This is a genomic window from Chromobacterium alkanivorans (genome assembly GCF_016937655.1).
GTDB lineage: Bacteria > Pseudomonadota > Gammaproteobacteria > Burkholderiales > Chromobacteriaceae > Chromobacterium > Chromobacterium alkanivorans.
Genome location: NZ_JAFHKL010000001.1, coordinates 467,617 through 483,274 on the forward strand (window position 1 = coordinate 467,617; position 15,658 = coordinate 483,274).

The following is a 15,658-nucleotide window of genomic DNA, read 5'->3' on the forward strand; positions in this document are numbered from 1 at the left end:
AATCGGGTAAAGTTCCTATCATACCCCCACAGGATGCCAATATGAGCCAGAACCCCTTGCTGGACTTTTCCGGACTGACCCGTTTCGCGGAGATCAAGCCGGAGCACATTTCCCCCGCCATCGACGAATTGCTGTCCGCCGCGCGCGCCGCGGTGAAGCGGCTGACCGCGGAGCAGGGCGCGCCCAGCTGGGAAAGCTTCGTCGATCCGCTGACCGACGCCACCGAGCATCTGGGCCGCGCCTGGGGCGTGGTGGGCCATCTGAACGCGGTGGTGAACACGCCGGAGCTGCGCGAGGCCTACAACGCCAATATTCCGCGCATTTCCGAGTTCTGGACCGAGATGGGCCAGAACCTGGACTTGTTCGCCCGCTTCAAGGCGCTGGCGGCCAGCCCGGAACACGCGGATTACAGCGCGGCGCGCAAGAAGATCGTGTCCAACGATCTGCGTGATTTCCGCCTGTCCGGCGCGGAGTTGCCGCAGGCGGAAAAAGAGCGCTTCGCAGCCATCCAGACGCGGCTGGCCGAGCTGTCCGCCAAGTTCGAGCAGAACGTGCTGGACGCCACCGACGCCTTCAGCCTGTACATCGAGGACAAGGCCGAGCTCGCCGGCGTGCCGGAGGATTCGCTGGAGCTGTTCGCCGCCGCCGCGGCCGGCGACGACAAGAGCGGCTACAAGATCACCTTGCAGTTCCCGTTCTATTTCCCGGTGTTGCAGTACGCGGACAACCGCGCGCTGCGCGAAAAGTTGTATCAGGCCAATGTGCAGCGCGCGTCGGAGTTCGGTCCGGCCGAACGCGACAACAGCCCCATCATCCGCGAGAAGCTGCAACTGGCGCGCGAGGAGGCCCAGCTGCTGGACTTCGCCAACTTCGCCGAGCTGTCGCTGTTCACCAAGATGGCGGAAAGCCCGGAACAGGTCATCGCCTTTCTGCGCGACCTGGCCGCGCGCGCCAAGCCGTTCGCGATCAAGGACCGCCAGGAGCTGGAGGCTTTCGCCGCCGCCGAACTGGGCCTGGCCAAGCTGGAGGCCTGGGACCTGGCCTACGCCGCGGAAAAACTGCGCGTGGCGCGCTACGCCTTCTCCGAGCAGGAGGTCAAACAGTACTTCCCGGAGAGCAAGGTGCTGCCCGGCCTGTTCGGCGTGGTGTCCACGCTGTTCGGCGTGGAGGTGCGCCCGAGCAGCGCGCCGGTCTGGCATCCGGATGTGCGCTTCTTCGACATCCACAAGGACGGCCAACTGGTCGGCAGCTTCTATTTCGACCTGTACGCCCGCGACGGCAAGCGCTCCGGCGCCTGGATGGACGACGCGCGCGGCCGCCGCAGCAAGAGCGGCCAGGTGCAGACGCCTATCGCCTATCTGACCTGCAACTTTACCCGCCCGGTGGGCGACAAGCCGGCGCTGTTCACCCACGACGAAGTGATCACCTTGTTCCATGAGTTCGGCCACGGTCTGCACCATATGCTGACCCGCGTCGACGAACTGGGCGTGGCCGGCATCAACGGCGTGGAGTGGGACGCGGTGGAGCTGCCCAGCCAGTTCCTGGAAAACTTCGCCTGGGAATGGGACGTGGTGCAGGGCATGACCCGCCACGTGGACAGCGGCGCGGCCTTGCCGCGCGAGCTGTTCGACAAGATGCTGGCGGCCAAGAACTTCCAGAGCGGCATGGCCACGGTGCGCCAGCTGGAGTTCGCCTTGTTCGACCTGCAGCTGTACAGCGTCTTCGACGCCGACAAGGGCGACTGGCTGGCCTTGCTGGAGGAGGTGCGCCGCGAGGTGGCGGTGAATTTCCCGCCGGCCTACAACCGCTTCCCCAACAGCTTCAGCCACATCTTCGCCGGCGGCTATTCGGCTGGTTACTACAGCTACAAGTGGGCGGAAGTGCTGTCCGCGGACGCCTACGCGGCCTTCGAGGAGGCCGGCGGCGCCAATCCGGACACCGGCAAGCGCTTCTGGGACGAAATCCTGGCGGTGGGCGGCAGCCGTCCGGCGCTGGAGTCCTTCCGCGCCTTCCGCGGCCGCGACCCGCAGATCGACGCCTTGCTGCGCCATTCCGGCATGGTGGAGACGGTTTGAAACGGCCGTTTTATGCCGGGAGAAAAATATTCCGGGCTTTGCCGGAACTCTTGTGAAGCGCCGCGGCTCTAATTTTTTGCTCAGTGGGTTATCTCCAGAGCAGCAAGCGAGCCAGACGCATATCAGGGTAGATTGATATAGTGTCTATTGCGCGCCTCCGTGTAGAACGGAGGCGCCTTTTTTTTGCCGCGGATCGCGCGGCGAAAAGAGTCAGCTGTCTCGCTCGGGTTTGGCGGACGGCGTCGGCGGCTGCAGGGTGTGGCGGTGCTGGAAGGTGGGGGTCCGCATCGAGAACGGCGGGGTCAACGGCGCCAGACGGGGGCGGTTGGGATTGCGCGTCGGGCATAATGCCTGTTGCGCGTCGTGCTGCTTGTGCTTGATAGTCAAGAACTTGCTCCGGTTACGACGACGCTTTCGATCATAGGCCGGCGTTCCGGGCCTTGGCAAATTCCCGTCGCCCGGCTGTTGTTTATTTGTTTAAACACTTTTGTTTAATCAACCATCAAATATTCGACGCCGGCGACTGTCGTCGCCCAAAGCTTGGCAGTGCCGCGCGCTGCGGTTATGGTGTCGGCCTTTGCATGAACAACACTTGGAGAGCCCGTCGATGCGTTTTGCCACCTGGAACGTGAAATGGTGTCTGATGATGGCTGATATTGTATGATTTTTTGTAAATTTACTTTTAAAAACAGTGCGTTGAATTGATTTTTTGTCTGGTGTCGTCTATTGACGTCTGACTGCAGCTGGGGTTGCGAGCGGGTATCCAAGCGGGTATCGTTTCTGCATGCGAAGCGAAAACCTCCTCACTGACATTCAAGTCAGGCAAGCCAAGCCCGGCGACAAGCTCTCTGACGGCGGTAGCCTGTATCTGCTCGTTAAGCCAAACGGCACCAAGTTGTGGCAATACCGTTTCAAGATACTTGGAAAAGAAAGTACGCATGCGATTGGCGAGTACCATCCAACGACGCTGTCGCTGCGAGAAGCCAGGCGCCGGCGCAATGCCGCTCGTGAGCTTGTCAGCCAGGGACTCAATCCCAACACGGTCCGCCAAGAGGAAAAGCGTCGGGTTGCGCAGGAGGAGCTGCTCAAAAAGACCAATACATTCAAAGCAGCGTATGAGAAATGGTTAGCTGCTACTGAGAAAAACGTTGACCCGAAAACAATCTCTCAGCGGAGAAGGGATATTGAGCGCCACGCTAAATCTCTCTTTGCTAGACCTGTGGACAAGATAACCAGGAAAGATATTGTAGAAATTCTGGAGCCACTGGAGAAGAGCGTTGTTGAAGTGGCGCGCAATATGCGTCAATATTTTATGGCAATCTTTGAATTGCTTATTGATGACGGCATTTTGGTAAGCAATCCATGTCCAACAAGGCGGAATGTTAAAAGGGGACCAGTCCGGCATCATCCTGCCATATTGGAAGACGCTATCGTCGAATTCATGGGATGTCTCAACCAGGACAAATCTAGTGATGTTAAAAGCATAGTGGCCATCAAGCTTGTCATGCTAACCATATGCCGAAAATCGGAAGCTACATCTGCACGATGGGATGAGTTTGACCTAGAGCAGGGTGAATGGTTTATCCCTAAGACGCGGATGAAGATGGGCGTGGCGCATTGGATTCCATTGTCTACGCAGACGGTGGCCCTGCTTACAGAATGGCGGCGCTACTCTAACAGGAATTCACCCTATGTTTTTCCGAACCGGCGAGACCCTATGCGCCCCATGGCTGGCAATACTCTTAACGCCATCATGAGCCGTCATGGACTAAAGGGAAAAGGTACGCCGCATGGACTGCGGTCAGGATTCAGCACTCATTTCAATAAGTTGGGCGCGGACAAGGATGCAATTGAGCGATGCCTTGCGCACGAACCTGGAAATAAAATTCGGGCAGCCTATAACCGTTGGGACTATGCACCTGAACGCCGAAAATTACTTCAAGACTGGGCCGACTACCTTTTCAATACCAAAGAGTCTCCTGCCACTTGAGCACGCCTTATGAGTCTATCCGGGCAACCAAACAGCCATGGCGAGCGGCTGGTACTGGGCTTGTGCATTGACGCTCCCGAAGTGATTGCGGTGCTACTTCGGGGGGAGTTATTCAGAATACTTGAAATAAATTACCATGTTATGATTGTTTGGCTTGCGAGCTCTGAAGCATTGAATTGTGCCAGTTCGCCACAAGCAAGCTAACTGCGACAATATAGCAGTTTCTATTTTTCAACCGTCGCCCGCTTTCATCCCTATCTTCTTAAAAGATGGAGTGGGTTGATAGATTATGGCACCAGTCTATAACCGGAGGCTTATCGAAGGATGCTTCCAATGGATGGTGGGCTAAATGGTTGCGTACTTTGCCAATGGTTTGTAAATCTGTTCTCTGTTGCTGTGTGATTAAGGAAAATGCATATGCGGACTCGATTCGCTGAGAATAAGTCGAGAACGGGCCAAAGCCGTCGAATAAATTTTCGATATCTTTTCCTGCAATCATGAAGCTTCGCAAATACCTGGCCAAATAACTTTCTACGAAGCTTCCTGCCAGAACAGCTGCGCCCCTATCCGTCTCGCTATGAAATGCTTCAACTGCCTTATGATAATCATCAATATCTAAATTGAGCGACTTCATTTTCAAACTTTCGAATGTACGACCTAATACAGATTGGCATGCTATTGCGTGCTTCCGTCTAACGTGCAGAATAATCGGCGCGCGTAGCACGTCCGGTTAATTTTGATGTTAGACTTATTTGAGCACACCTCTACTCAAGGGAATATTCCGTGCGAGTATCCAAAATATTCAACGCTGTCAAAATCTTCTTTGGTTATTCTTACGGCATTAAATAGATGTTTGTTTGGGTTGGCAATACAAGCCAACCCCTGAGTGCCTCCTTCAAGGCTCTCACAATCAGGTATCTCAAAGTCTGAGCCAGGATAGGTATCTGCCGAAAAAAGACCAAATTGATAAGTATTATATCGACCTGGGTTTCCATAATATTCCTTCCTCCATAGTATGAAAAATTTGGAAGAATAATCCTTGCTCAGAATAAGTTTCTCAGGACCGAAGACATCCCCAAGCGTACTTCTTCCTACTATAAAGCTTAAATATGGAATTTGAAATCCCCTGAAACGGTTTAGAGGCCATTTTAAGTATGCCGCCCGGTGAAGATTGACTAGCAAAACTGAATCTACTGTATTCTGATTATCGTATTCTATTTGAATGAGAGCATTGGAGAATACATATCCAACAATCGTCCTGCCATCTGGGTAAGCATCTTCGTTCGAAGGCACACCAAACCTTTGTTCAATTTGACGCTTTGGTGTACGAGGAAGCATGCAGTGCAGGATGTTTTTTGGCGCTGTGGAATATGGGATGCTGGGTTGCGATACTTTCGCCCAAGCCCAGCGGAATGGTGCAAAAGAAATCTTTAGCAAACTGCTAATAATAGAAAAATTTGGCTCCATAGAATTCCTGATATGCGCCACAAATGCTACGTCTAATGCTTGAAATCAGCGGCCTGCTCAAGCTGGTCCGTTGGATTGAATTGGGCACCTCGAAAAACCCACCTTTTGGCAATGATTGCCTCGTAACTTTTTGATTTTGTTGTGCAATAGCTTTGAAAAATGAGGTTTTTAGAGGTGCCCAACTGTTAGAGCTTAAAGTGCTTTTTGAGAACCGGAAGCAATTCACTTGCAACCGATTTATGGTCATATTCACCACTAAGCTTTAGATATTTTATATTTTGCAAAAAGAACGGTAAATCTTCATGATTTACATCATTAGCAACCACAGAAAGAAGCAGAACTCCATGTCCGCCAGCGTATCTCGACAGAAACCCTTCCATCTCCAACTTGCACCAAGATGAATTAATAAATGACTTGGTTATAAAGAAAATAACTGCCCCCGAGTCTTTTACGCCACTTTGAACCGCAGATAGTATGCTTTCCCCATAGTCAATTGATAACTTGTCATACCACACAGGCAATCCTTGACTGCTCAGATAAGGTATGACATCTTCGACAAATGGCTTGTCCGATGAAGAGTGACTAAGAAAAACGGGAAGCCTTTTCCCTAGTGGCTTCATGGAAATTATTTTAGAAACATCTTTGCGTTCCTTAAATTGAAAAAGGCCATGCTCAGCTTGTTCAAGGCTATCAACCCCCACAACAGTCATGGAATTAAATCTTTTCCCACCAATTTCCACCATTAGCTCATTCATTGGTATGTCTGGCCTTTGGCGAGCACCAACACCAGTCATCATTTCGAGCATTTTCTCAATTTGACCATCTTTTGGATTTTCGTAGCTTAGTACGACAAAAAATTCCAAGTTGTATGGATTGTTATTAACGAATAGTGCGCACATGCCTAATTCATAGGCATTTTGTTCGGACGCTAATATTTTGAGCGCATTCGTAAACCGAGTATGCTCGCCATAATCACATTCCCAAATAAAATCTCGATTACTCAATGACTCTCTCCCTGATGCTATAACAGTGTTTATACGGACCTTGGTGTCCGTGTAGCAATTGATATTGCTGACAGGCATTATCGTACTCGGAACCTCTGGTTTTCAAGTACTTTGTCATGCTGGGCCTTTGGATTGCATGAGCCAAAACAATGCCAAAAATCACCTATTTTTTGGTTAAAAGTTGCACGCTATGCGGCGCAATTTTATTTAACTTTTCACAGTTTCAAGTAATAAATCTGATTTGTGCAACAAAGCCTCATGCTGGTGTCCGCATAACAACCCACAATCTACCTGACGCCGTGACCGCGCCGCTGATTGCCAGCTGCCTGGAGTTCAAACCAAAAAACGCGAGTGTTATCGGTTTAAAGCGTCAATGGCTAGTCGTGGTTGAACTCAGATGTCTGGAGCCCAAAGCCGTGGAAGCCGCCGTATCACCTCTTTGGGCCTCCGCCAGCAAGTCGGTGGTGGTCATCGTAGGCCGTTTCCTGGGGACCGATGCGTCGAATGGCACACTATCTTCTGCCAGATAGGAAGTTGACCCAATCGGATGCATAGGCGCACTGCATGGGCGTGGGGTCTTCCTCTATGACGGGGCTCGTTGAATATTCAATTCGTTTTCTGAATATGGTTGCGACGGGTTCAGGTATCTCATTCAGGCGAATATAGTCGGTGCCGCCAGAATGATGGACAGGAACATTTAATGGCTGAGGGCGAGGGGAGCTTTTCCTCGCCGGTCAACGCTACTGCAATTGAGCGGGCGACAAGGTCCCAGACTGAGGCCGCTAATCTTGGATACTTGTGAATCGTCCCGCTTTCGGGTTGGTTATAAAAGTCTTCTTGCAATTCCATCACATAGTCTGGATTCTGACTTCTGTTAAGCCGGCCTAGCTTCACACTGGCGATAATTCGGCCGCACTCTTTCCCTGGTGAAATAATTTCTACGGTAATTTTTAGCATGACAGACCTTAAGCTAGTAACTATCCACGAAGTTTTGCCCTGCAAATTTCGAGTGCTTTTGCGAGAGCATCTATTTCTTTTTGCATGCCCGCAGCGCGCTTTAACAACTGACTGATTTGATACCAATACGCATAGCCCAAGTCGCCATCTTCCAGCCCCAGCTCATGTATTTTTCGAAGAGCAATATCAATGTCGATGTCGTTTTCTTGAGTCATCTGGCAACCTCCTAATTCTCCATCATTAGTTGAACTATTGATGGATTTGCTTGGGAAAGGTATTTTGTTTCTGTGTGGTAACCACATCGGCGGTGGAGTGCGAGCGCGACTGCACACGAGCGAGAGTAACCACCCTCGCAATGGACGACCACTGAATAAACCTCATCTGGCAAGGTGTCAACGAATGTCCAAATTGCCTGGGCATGCTCCGCAGTGAATACATGACTGAGCCTCTTCCTAGTTTTCATCGGTGGATTAAGGAAGTCCACGTCATCAAAGCGCAACCGCAGGATGTAGTCGAATCCATCGAGAGTGGCTGGAGGCCGTTCTGGCGCCGTAATGGAGATGACAGCAACCGACGACAAGCGCGGAAGCCTTCCTGCATCGTGTCGAGATAACGCGATAACCTGGCGTATGCCGTCTTCCGGTGGCTTATACAGTCGATTCACCGCCTCAGAAAATTTCTGCAAGATGGCCATACTATCCTTTTCGAGTTGCAGAGTTTTTCGGTTGTGACCGAACATCTGCAACTTATTCCATACCATGGCGGTTACTGTAACCGACACCTCCCTTATTCGCGAAATGCAACAAAGTTAGACCTGACTTCGGATGGCACACGTATTGGTACCATCTTTCCTGATAATTGCAGTTATCAGGAAAGAAGATTTCTGTCTGTTAGTTCTGAGCTAATTGGACGGAAGCTTCGGGGGGGCGTTGCAGTGCCTCCCGTAGATGAAACTGCCACCTAGGGTCTCTATGGTGGCCGCTTACGTAAGTGAACTGCCACCACGCGTATTCCGAAGCGTATTCCAATCCGCCACCATTAAAACCCCAAAAAATGCGCATGCTGTGTGGACAAGACTGCCGGATGCTTTCTGCCACAAGGCTTTCGGCTATGGTGGCGTTTTGGAATAAGGGGGGGTACGTTCCCATAGTTAAGGTCACCGGAATTGTTCGGGGCATAAGCACTATCCGAGGAAAGGTCACCAAATTTGTACGTGAGGCCGGGAACGGTCACCGAAATTGTGCTATCTGGCGAGGTCAAGCAGGAAAAGTTACAAGAGTTGTTCGACTCTGGGACGTCGCTAAAGGGAAAGGTCACAAGATTTGTACGTGGGGCCGGGAAAGGTCACCAAAATTGTTCTCTTAAGATGGGAATCCAAGCCGAAATTCGCCGGATATTGGCTGCTAGCTACCGTTACGAGGCAATCCCGTACAATTTTGGTGACCTTTCCCTCCGGCGGCGGCCAGCTGGCTGGTTGCCTCGTACAATTTTGGTGACCTTTCCTTCTGACAGGTGATTACCCTGCGGATGACGCGATGGCAGGCTTGATGCTGTGCCAGCGTGCCCGTACCTGCGGCATGCCCCAGTGAGATGGCGGTTGGCCGGATGCCGGCAGGACACGTTCACTAACAGGAAGCCGAGATGGGTTGTGGCCTACCCTGGCAGGCACGCCTGCATCTGGCAGCGTGCACCTTGTGACGCCAATAGAAAAGCGGGCCGCCAGCGACCCGCTTATTCCTGCACCCGATACGTAGTCACCCGCTATCGGCAAGGCTGGCAGGTGTGGCGGGGACCCCGCCAGCACCTTGCCTTTGTGTTGTTGTTACATTTGTTCTACCAGCGCTTCGGCGAGGTGGGCCTGGGTTTGGAGACTGGTGGCCAGGCGCTCGCGCAACTGAGCGCAGAGAACACGCAACGCTTCGACGCGGTCGACGATGCGGACCTGCTCGGATAGCGGTGGAACTGGCACAAGAATATTTTTAGACTTTGTCACGGAGATATTATCTTGACCGGCAGTGCCTATAAGCTGAATGCTATTCAAAAATGAATTTTCGCAAAGGAATGTCCAAACATATTTGGAGCTCATTGGTGGAATAAGACCAAAAAAAGCAATTGCTTGATTGCAATTCCACTTGGGGTATGTGTTTGGAATAATTGCAACTTTACCAAGAGGTGGGCCAACAATGTTCATAACCACATCTCCCGGGTAAAGCACCGAACGACTTAGTTTGGAATGATTTAGTTCCTCACTAATAAATTGTTTTTTATATTCAAAATCTATTGCCTGATTGCGAATATTATAAACTTTCAAATATGGCACATCACCATCAGGCAAAAATTCATGTGCAGCTGGAGTTGAGCCGGATGAGATAGGCCTACAGATATCTGCCATCCTCACCCACTCCCATCCCTGCGGCAGCTCAAACGGCTTTTCGTCATCGGTGATGTCCGGCAGTGGCTTGTCTTTCTTGAGCTTGCCCTCGGCTATCAGCCGGTCTTTCTCTGCACGTATCTGCTTCAGTAGTTCGCTGGCCGGTTCATCGTTCGGGTCTTGCGGCACCAGTAGGCCGCGCACGGCCAGTTGCAGCAGGGTTTGCTCGAGCGCATCAACGGCTTCCGGCCGGTCCAGCACCAGGTCGAAGCTTGCGGCCAACCTCGCCCAGTTTTCCTGCAGCTGGTGCGCCGATTCGCTGGCGGCCAGCGCGTCGAATAGCGTGGTAGTCAGACGGGCGTGTTGCTCGGCTTCCAGTTGGCCGCGTGTTTCCAGCGCATCGCATAGCGCCATCAGCTCTTCGACTTTTGCGACGATGCGGGATTGTGCTAAAGCTGGAGCCATTGGAACAGGGATGGTCTCCCATTTACCCTTATTTAAAATCGCGATGGTGGTGCTTGATGAACGTAACCATGCCTCAGCTTGAAAATAGGAGCTTCGTAAAACCGATAGCCAAAACAGCGAATTTCCTCCAAGCGGAGAAATTGAATTGATTTGCTGATTAAAAGCGCAAGGTCGTGTGATGAAATTACATTTTCCAATTGTTCCAATGCAAACCATGAGGATTGAGCCTGCCGGAGCAAGTCGCCCTAATTGCTCTGCGCCAGCAGTAGACAAACCTTCATTTTTATACTCGACATAGTTTGGAAAAATGTCACCGGGTTTAACAAATGGCACATCGTCACCAAATGAAGCAGGCTCATTTTTCGACGGCGTGCCCCCAGTTTGGGTGAAACCCAAATCCCCTAAACGCACCCACTCCCACCCATCCGGCAGTTCAAATGGTTTTTCGTCGTCACGAATCGCAGGCAGTGGCTTGTCCTTCTTGATTTTCCCCTCGGCAATCAGCCGGTCTTTCTCGGCGCGGATTTGCTTCAGCAGCTCGCTGGCCGGTTCGTTGCTCGGGTCTTGCGGCACCAGCTTGCCCTGTACCGCCAGGCTCAGTATCAGCTCGCGCAGACGCTTGATGCCGTCCGGCGCGGTGGCCAGCAGGTTAAAGCCTTCGGTCAGCCTCATGCCTTGCCCTCCAGCGCGGCGGCGAGGATGGCTTTAAGCTGGTCGCGCAGGGACTGGGCATCGGCCTGTAGCGCCTGGTACTGCGCCAGCAGCTCGTCCGGGTCATGGCTGATGACTTCGCCAACGTGCGGGTTTTTCTGGTCGAGGTTGAAGCCCTTGGCGCGGATGTCGTCGATGCTGACCTTCCACGCGAATTCGTTTTCGACGCGGCTAGCAAAGCCGTCGGCCTCGCTGCCCCACCAAGCTTTTTCCACGTCGAATTCGTCGATGCGGATAGGCTTGGTTTTGCTGTAGCTCTTGTAGCCGGCTGGATACTGGTGCTCGTAGTACCAGATGTCTTTGGTCGGCTGGCCTTTGGTGAAGAACAGCAGATTGGTTTTGATGCCGGTGTAGGGCGCAAACACGCCATTGGGCAGGCGCACGATGGTGTGCAGGTTGCACTCGGTGAGCAGTTTTTCCTTGATGCGTGTTTTCACGCCTTCGCCGAACAGTGTGCCATCGGGCAATACCACGGCGGCGCGGCCGTTTTGCTTGAGTAGCTCGACAATCAGCACGAGGAATAGGTCGGCGGTTTCTTTGGTGCGCACATCGGCTGGGAAGTTGGCCTCGATGCCTGGCTCTTCGGTGCCACCGAACGGCGGGTTGGTCAGAATCACATCCACCATGTCGCGCGGGCCGTAGCTCACCAGCGGGCGGGCCAGGGTGTTGTCGTGGCGAATCTGGTGCGGCACCTCGATGCCGTGTAACAGCATATTAGTGACGCACAGCAGGTGCGGCATCTGCTTCTTTTCCACGCCGTGGATAGCCTGCTGCAGCAGGGCCTCGTCGTCGACGGACTTGACCTGCTTGCGCAGATGCTCCAGCGCACAGGCCAGAAAACCGCCGGTGCCGCAGGCCGGGTCCAGTACCGCTTCGCCCAACTGCGGGTTGACCATATCCACCATGAACTGGGTGACAGCACGTGGGGTGTAGAACTCACCGGCGTTGCCGGCGCTTTGCAGGTCTTTGAGGATTTTTTCGTACAGGTCGTTGAACTGATGGCGGTCTTGCTGACTGTTGAAGTCAATCTCGTTGATTTTGTTGATGACCTGGCGCAGCAACTGCCCCGACTTCATGTAGTTGAAGGCGTCTTCGAAGACGGCCTGCACCACTTCAGCTCGCGGATTGGTGGCGGTGTATAGTTCCTTGAGCTCATCGAACAGCTGGTTGTTGACGAAGTTTAGCAAGGTGTCGCCGGTGATGCCTTCGGCATCTGCCGCCCAATTTCGCCAGCGGTATTCTTCGGGAATGGGCGAGACATAGTCATCCCGCATCATCTCGATTTCGGTTTCCTGGTCGTCGAATATCTTGAGGAACAGCAGCCAGGAGAGTTGCGAAATACGCTGGGCATCGCCATCGATGCCGGCATCCTGGCGCATGATGTCCTGGATGGATTTGATGAGGGTGGTGCTGATGGTCATGACCGTCTCGTGCTTCTTAATGAGTGCGGAAGGTGTTCCAGTCGGCCGTATCAAGCTGCATGGCGCAGTAGGCTTCGAACAGGTACAACTCCAGCGGATTGTCTATGCGGATAAAGGCAACATCTGCCGCGATGAGGCGCTGTTGCGCCTGTGCAAAGGCCAAAGCGATTTGCGGGTCTTTCATGGCTTCATCGCGGGTAAGTTGATGGCCCACCGTCTGGCTCGCCATTTTATAGGCAAGTGAGGCACCGAAATGGGTTTTATCTGTAACATGCTGACGCAAGCGCTTGATGACACCGCGCGAGATGCCGACATAGAACGGGCGGCCTTGCTCGATAAGGACATAGCAGCCGGAAAAATCACTGCTCAAGCCCAGTTGCTTGGTGAGTGTTTTTTCGGCGACGCCCGGCTGGGCAAACCGGGCTAGCTCGATTGGTGTGTGATGGTTGCTTGCAGCATTGCCATGTAGTTGGGCAAGACGTTGGCGGCCAAGCTCGCAAAGGTGTGCTGACAATTATCGATGGGCATTGGCTATTGGTATAAGGCTTGTTCTAGGTTGCGCAGGGCTGTCTGGTATTGTGGTTTGCCGCCAAACGACCTAATCAGCTCCACGGGTGAACCCAGGGAAGCGAAGTCTGGCGTGCGCAAGACTTCGACTTTCTCGATATTGGCGATTCCCTCGTCTGCGTACTTGTCCAGCAGCTTTTCCAGCACTTTGCGGGCGGTGCCGCTGTGGCGGGTGAAGTAGTCTCTTTTCTTCACGTTGTCGGCGCGCTCGCGGCGGGTAAGTGGCTTCTGGCCGAAGACGATGTGGCAGATAAGGTCGAACGGGTCGAGGTCTTTGCCTACTTCCTTGGCCAGTTCGTCAAAGAACACGCCTTGGGCTTCCAGCTCGTCGACAATGGCCTGTTTCTTGTCAGCATCGGTCCAACTTTGCAGAAAGTCGTCCAGCGAGGCGAAGCGCTTGTTCAACTGAATGCGGGTGTAGTCCTTGAGAGATTCGGTAATCAGTTTGCCGTCGGCACCCATGTATTGCACGCGCTCGTTGGCAACGTAAACGGGCACGTCATTAACCACATATTTGATGCGTCCACTACCCGACCCTGTATTGCCATCCATGCCGTCATCACAACCATAACTATCGCGCGGCTCTTTGACAGACTGGCCGTCGTCCTCCGCCAACGTGTCTGTCGGCAAGCCAGTTTCTTCTGGTGGCGTGATGGCTTCATCACTATCCGGCTCATAAATCACCGTCGGTTCGCCATCGAAGGCTGGGTCGGCAAAGTTTTCAGTGGCTTTCTTGAAGTCCAGAATCGTGAACCACAGCTTGCCGTAGTCTTCGTTGATGCGCGTACCACGACCGATGATTTGCTTGAACTCGGTCATGCTGTTGATGGTGCGGTCGAGCACCACGAGTTTGCAGGTTTGGGCATCGACACCAGTGGTCATCAGTCGGCTGGTGGTGGCAATCACCGGGTAGGCCCGCTTGGGGTCGATAAAGTTGTCCAGCTCCATCTTGCCTTCGGCGTTATCCCCGGTGATTTGCACCACATACTTGGGGTTGGCCGCAGCTAAGTCTGAGTTGGCGTTTATTAACGCTTGCCGCATACGGCTGGCATGGTCGATGTCTTCGCAGAACACGATGGTCTTGTTCATGCGCCCTGTCGCATGGAGCAGCTCGGTAATACGCTTAGCGACGGCTTCGTCGCGCTGGGTAAGCACCAGCGCCTTGTTCATGTCTTTCTGGTTGTAGATGCGGTCCTCGATAATCTGCCCCTTGGCATCGACTTTGCCTGCGGGTGGGCGCCAACCCAAGTCCTTGTCCAGGTCGACGCGGATAACCTTGTAAGGTGCCAGAAAACCGTCTTCTATGCCTTGCTTGAGCGAATAGGTGTACACCGGCTCGCCAAAGTAGGTGATGTTGGATACCTCTGCCGTTTCCTTGGGGGTGGCGGTCAGGCCAAGGTGCACGGCACTGCCGAAGTAATCGAGGATTTCTCGCCAGGCGGAGTCTTCCGCCGCGCTGCCGCGGTGGCATTCGTCGATAACCACCAGGTCGAAGAAGTCCGGACTGAACTGTTTGTAGATATTGCGCTCTTCTTCGGTGCCGGTGACGGCCTGGTAGAGCGAGAGATAAATCTCGTAAGATTTGTCGACCTTCTTGGTCTGGGCATTGACGCCCAGTTCCACCATCTCGGTACTAACTTGTCCCGAGCTATCGACCTTCTCGACCCCTTTCTGATTGACGCTAAGCTTGGCCATGGCGCCTTTGAAGGGCTTGAAGTCGTTGACCATGGTCTGGTCGACCAGGATGTTACGGTCCGCCAGAAACAGGATGCGTTTGGCCGTGCCAGACTTCCACAGCCGCCAGATAATCTGGAATGCCGTGTAGGTTTTGCCGGTACCGGTGGCCATCACCAGCAATACCCGTTTTTGGCCTTTGATGACTGCTTCTACCGTGCGGTTAATGGCATTGACCTGGTAATAACGGGCAGAGCGGCCTGCGTGATAATCCTGGGCGTATATGGGGGCTTGTTCGGTGCTGATGCCTTTCCATGCCAGGTAACGCTGCCAGAGCATGTCCGGTGACGGAAACTCGTCCAGGCTGGTTTCGCGTTCCAGCACGCCATCGGTCAGGGTTTTGTCGTGGAAGACAAAACCATCGCCGTTGCTGGAAAAGGCAAACGGCACATCCAGCATCTCGGCATACTTCAGTGCCTGCTGAATACCATCCCGCACTGAATGATTGTTGTCCTTAGCTTCAACCACCGCCAGCGGCAGGTCTGGCTTGAAGTACAGTACGTAGTCAGCACGCAAAACCGACTTACGGTCCCGCATCCCCTTGTTGCCTCGAACTAGCACCCGGCCGGTGGTGAGGCCAACCTCTTCTCGCAACTGACGCTGCTTGTCCCACCCGGCATCCTCAAGGGCCGGGGTGATGAATTTGGTGCAAATATCCCGCTCGGACAGCTTTTTCTTATCCATAAACCGTAACCTGGCACGTGGTACTCATGCCGAGATTATATCTGGATGTTCGGCACCATCACTTAAGTTCATGGGTGATTTTAAGGTTTTGGCATACGGGCAGGCGAAAGCTTAGCGCACGGAGATCTACACTCTTTGCTCTCTACGAGAACCGTTCAATCCTTTAGCTAGCTGTGAAAAGGGTTGCCGAAGCATTGAAAAACCACTTTGAG

At 53.1% G+C, this 15,658-nt stretch carries 12 protein-coding genes; 3 read left to right on the top strand and 9 right to left on the bottom strand.

Annotated elements, in window-relative coordinates:
* Positions 1-41: 41 nt before the first annotated feature.
* Complete coding sequence (locus tag JW897_RS02235) at positions 42-2,075, top strand: M3 family metallopeptidase (RefSeq protein ID WP_205465039.1); 2,034 nt, start codon at positions 42-44, stop codon at positions 2,073-2,075.
* 210 nt (positions 2,076-2,285) lie between these two features.
* Here the strand turns inward: JW897_RS02235 and JW897_RS02240 are convergent, their stop codons facing one another.
* Positions 2,286-2,462, bottom strand: a complete 177-nt coding sequence (locus tag JW897_RS02240; protein WP_205465040.1) for a hypothetical protein — start codon at positions 2,460-2,462, stop codon at positions 2,286-2,288.
* Positions 2,463-2,859: 397 nt separating this feature from the next.
* On the opposite strand from JW897_RS02240, the gene JW897_RS02245 reads away from it, so the two are divergent.
* Positions 2,860-4,065 (top strand): tyrosine-type recombinase/integrase, encoded by a 1,206-nt coding sequence (locus JW897_RS02245; protein WP_205465041.1) that lies wholly within the window; start codon positions 2,860-2,862, stop codon positions 4,063-4,065.
* Between the two features lie 262 nt (positions 4,066-4,327).
* Here JW897_RS02245 and JW897_RS02250 read toward each other — a convergent pair whose 3' ends face one another.
* The 3 genes from JW897_RS02250 to JW897_RS02260 all read right to left on the bottom strand — a co-directional run bounded on the left by JW897_RS02250 (position 4,328) and on the right by JW897_RS02260 (position 6,536).
* Positions 4,328-4,699: a hypothetical protein gene (locus tag JW897_RS02250; RefSeq protein ID WP_205465042.1), complete on the bottom strand. Its 372-nt coding sequence runs from the start codon at positions 4,697-4,699 to the stop codon at positions 4,328-4,330.
* A 134-nt stretch (positions 4,700-4,833) separates the two neighbouring features.
* Positions 4,834-5,532 (bottom strand): hypothetical protein, encoded by a 699-nt coding sequence (locus tag JW897_RS02255; RefSeq protein WP_205465043.1) that lies wholly within the window; start codon positions 5,530-5,532, stop codon positions 4,834-4,836.
* A 185-nt stretch (positions 5,533-5,717) separates the two neighbouring features.
* Complete coding sequence (locus JW897_RS02260) at positions 5,718-6,536, bottom strand: toll/interleukin-1 receptor domain-containing protein (RefSeq protein WP_205465044.1); 819 nt, start codon at positions 6,534-6,536, stop codon at positions 5,718-5,720.
* A gap of 149 nt (positions 6,537-6,685) precedes the next feature.
* Between JW897_RS02260 and JW897_RS02265 the strand changes: the two genes are divergently transcribed.
* Positions 6,686-7,066 (top strand): hypothetical protein, encoded by a 381-nt coding sequence (locus JW897_RS02265; protein WP_205465045.1) that lies wholly within the window; start codon positions 6,686-6,688, stop codon positions 7,064-7,066.
* 447 nt (positions 7,067-7,513) lie between these two features.
* Here JW897_RS02265 and JW897_RS02270 read toward each other — a convergent pair whose 3' ends face one another.
* From JW897_RS02270 to hsdR, 5 genes are all read right to left on the bottom strand, one after another.
* Complete coding sequence (locus JW897_RS02270) at positions 7,514-7,708, bottom strand: hypothetical protein (RefSeq protein WP_205465046.1); 195 nt, start codon at positions 7,706-7,708, stop codon at positions 7,514-7,516.
* A gap of 1,607 nt (positions 7,709-9,315) precedes the next feature.
* Complete coding sequence (locus JW897_RS02275) at positions 9,316-11,001, bottom strand: restriction endonuclease subunit S (protein ID WP_205465047.1); 1,686 nt, start codon at positions 10,999-11,001, stop codon at positions 9,316-9,318.
* Positions 10,998-12,461, bottom strand: a complete 1,464-nt coding sequence (locus JW897_RS02280; protein ID WP_205465048.1) for a type I restriction-modification system subunit M — start codon at positions 12,459-12,461, stop codon at positions 10,998-11,000. Before JW897_RS02280 ends, JW897_RS02275 begins: the two co-directional genes overlap by 4 nt.
* Before the next feature lie 16 nt (positions 12,462-12,477).
* Entirely contained in the window at positions 12,478-12,975 is a 498-nt protein-coding gene (locus tag JW897_RS02285; RefSeq protein WP_205465049.1) for a GIY-YIG nuclease family protein, read from the bottom strand.
* Between the two features lie 17 nt (positions 12,976-12,992).
* Positions 12,993-15,446, bottom strand: a complete 2,454-nt coding sequence (gene hsdR / locus JW897_RS02290; RefSeq protein ID WP_205465050.1) for an EcoAI/FtnUII family type I restriction enzme subunit R — start codon at positions 15,444-15,446, stop codon at positions 12,993-12,995.
* Positions 15,447-15,658: the final 212 nt, after the last annotated feature.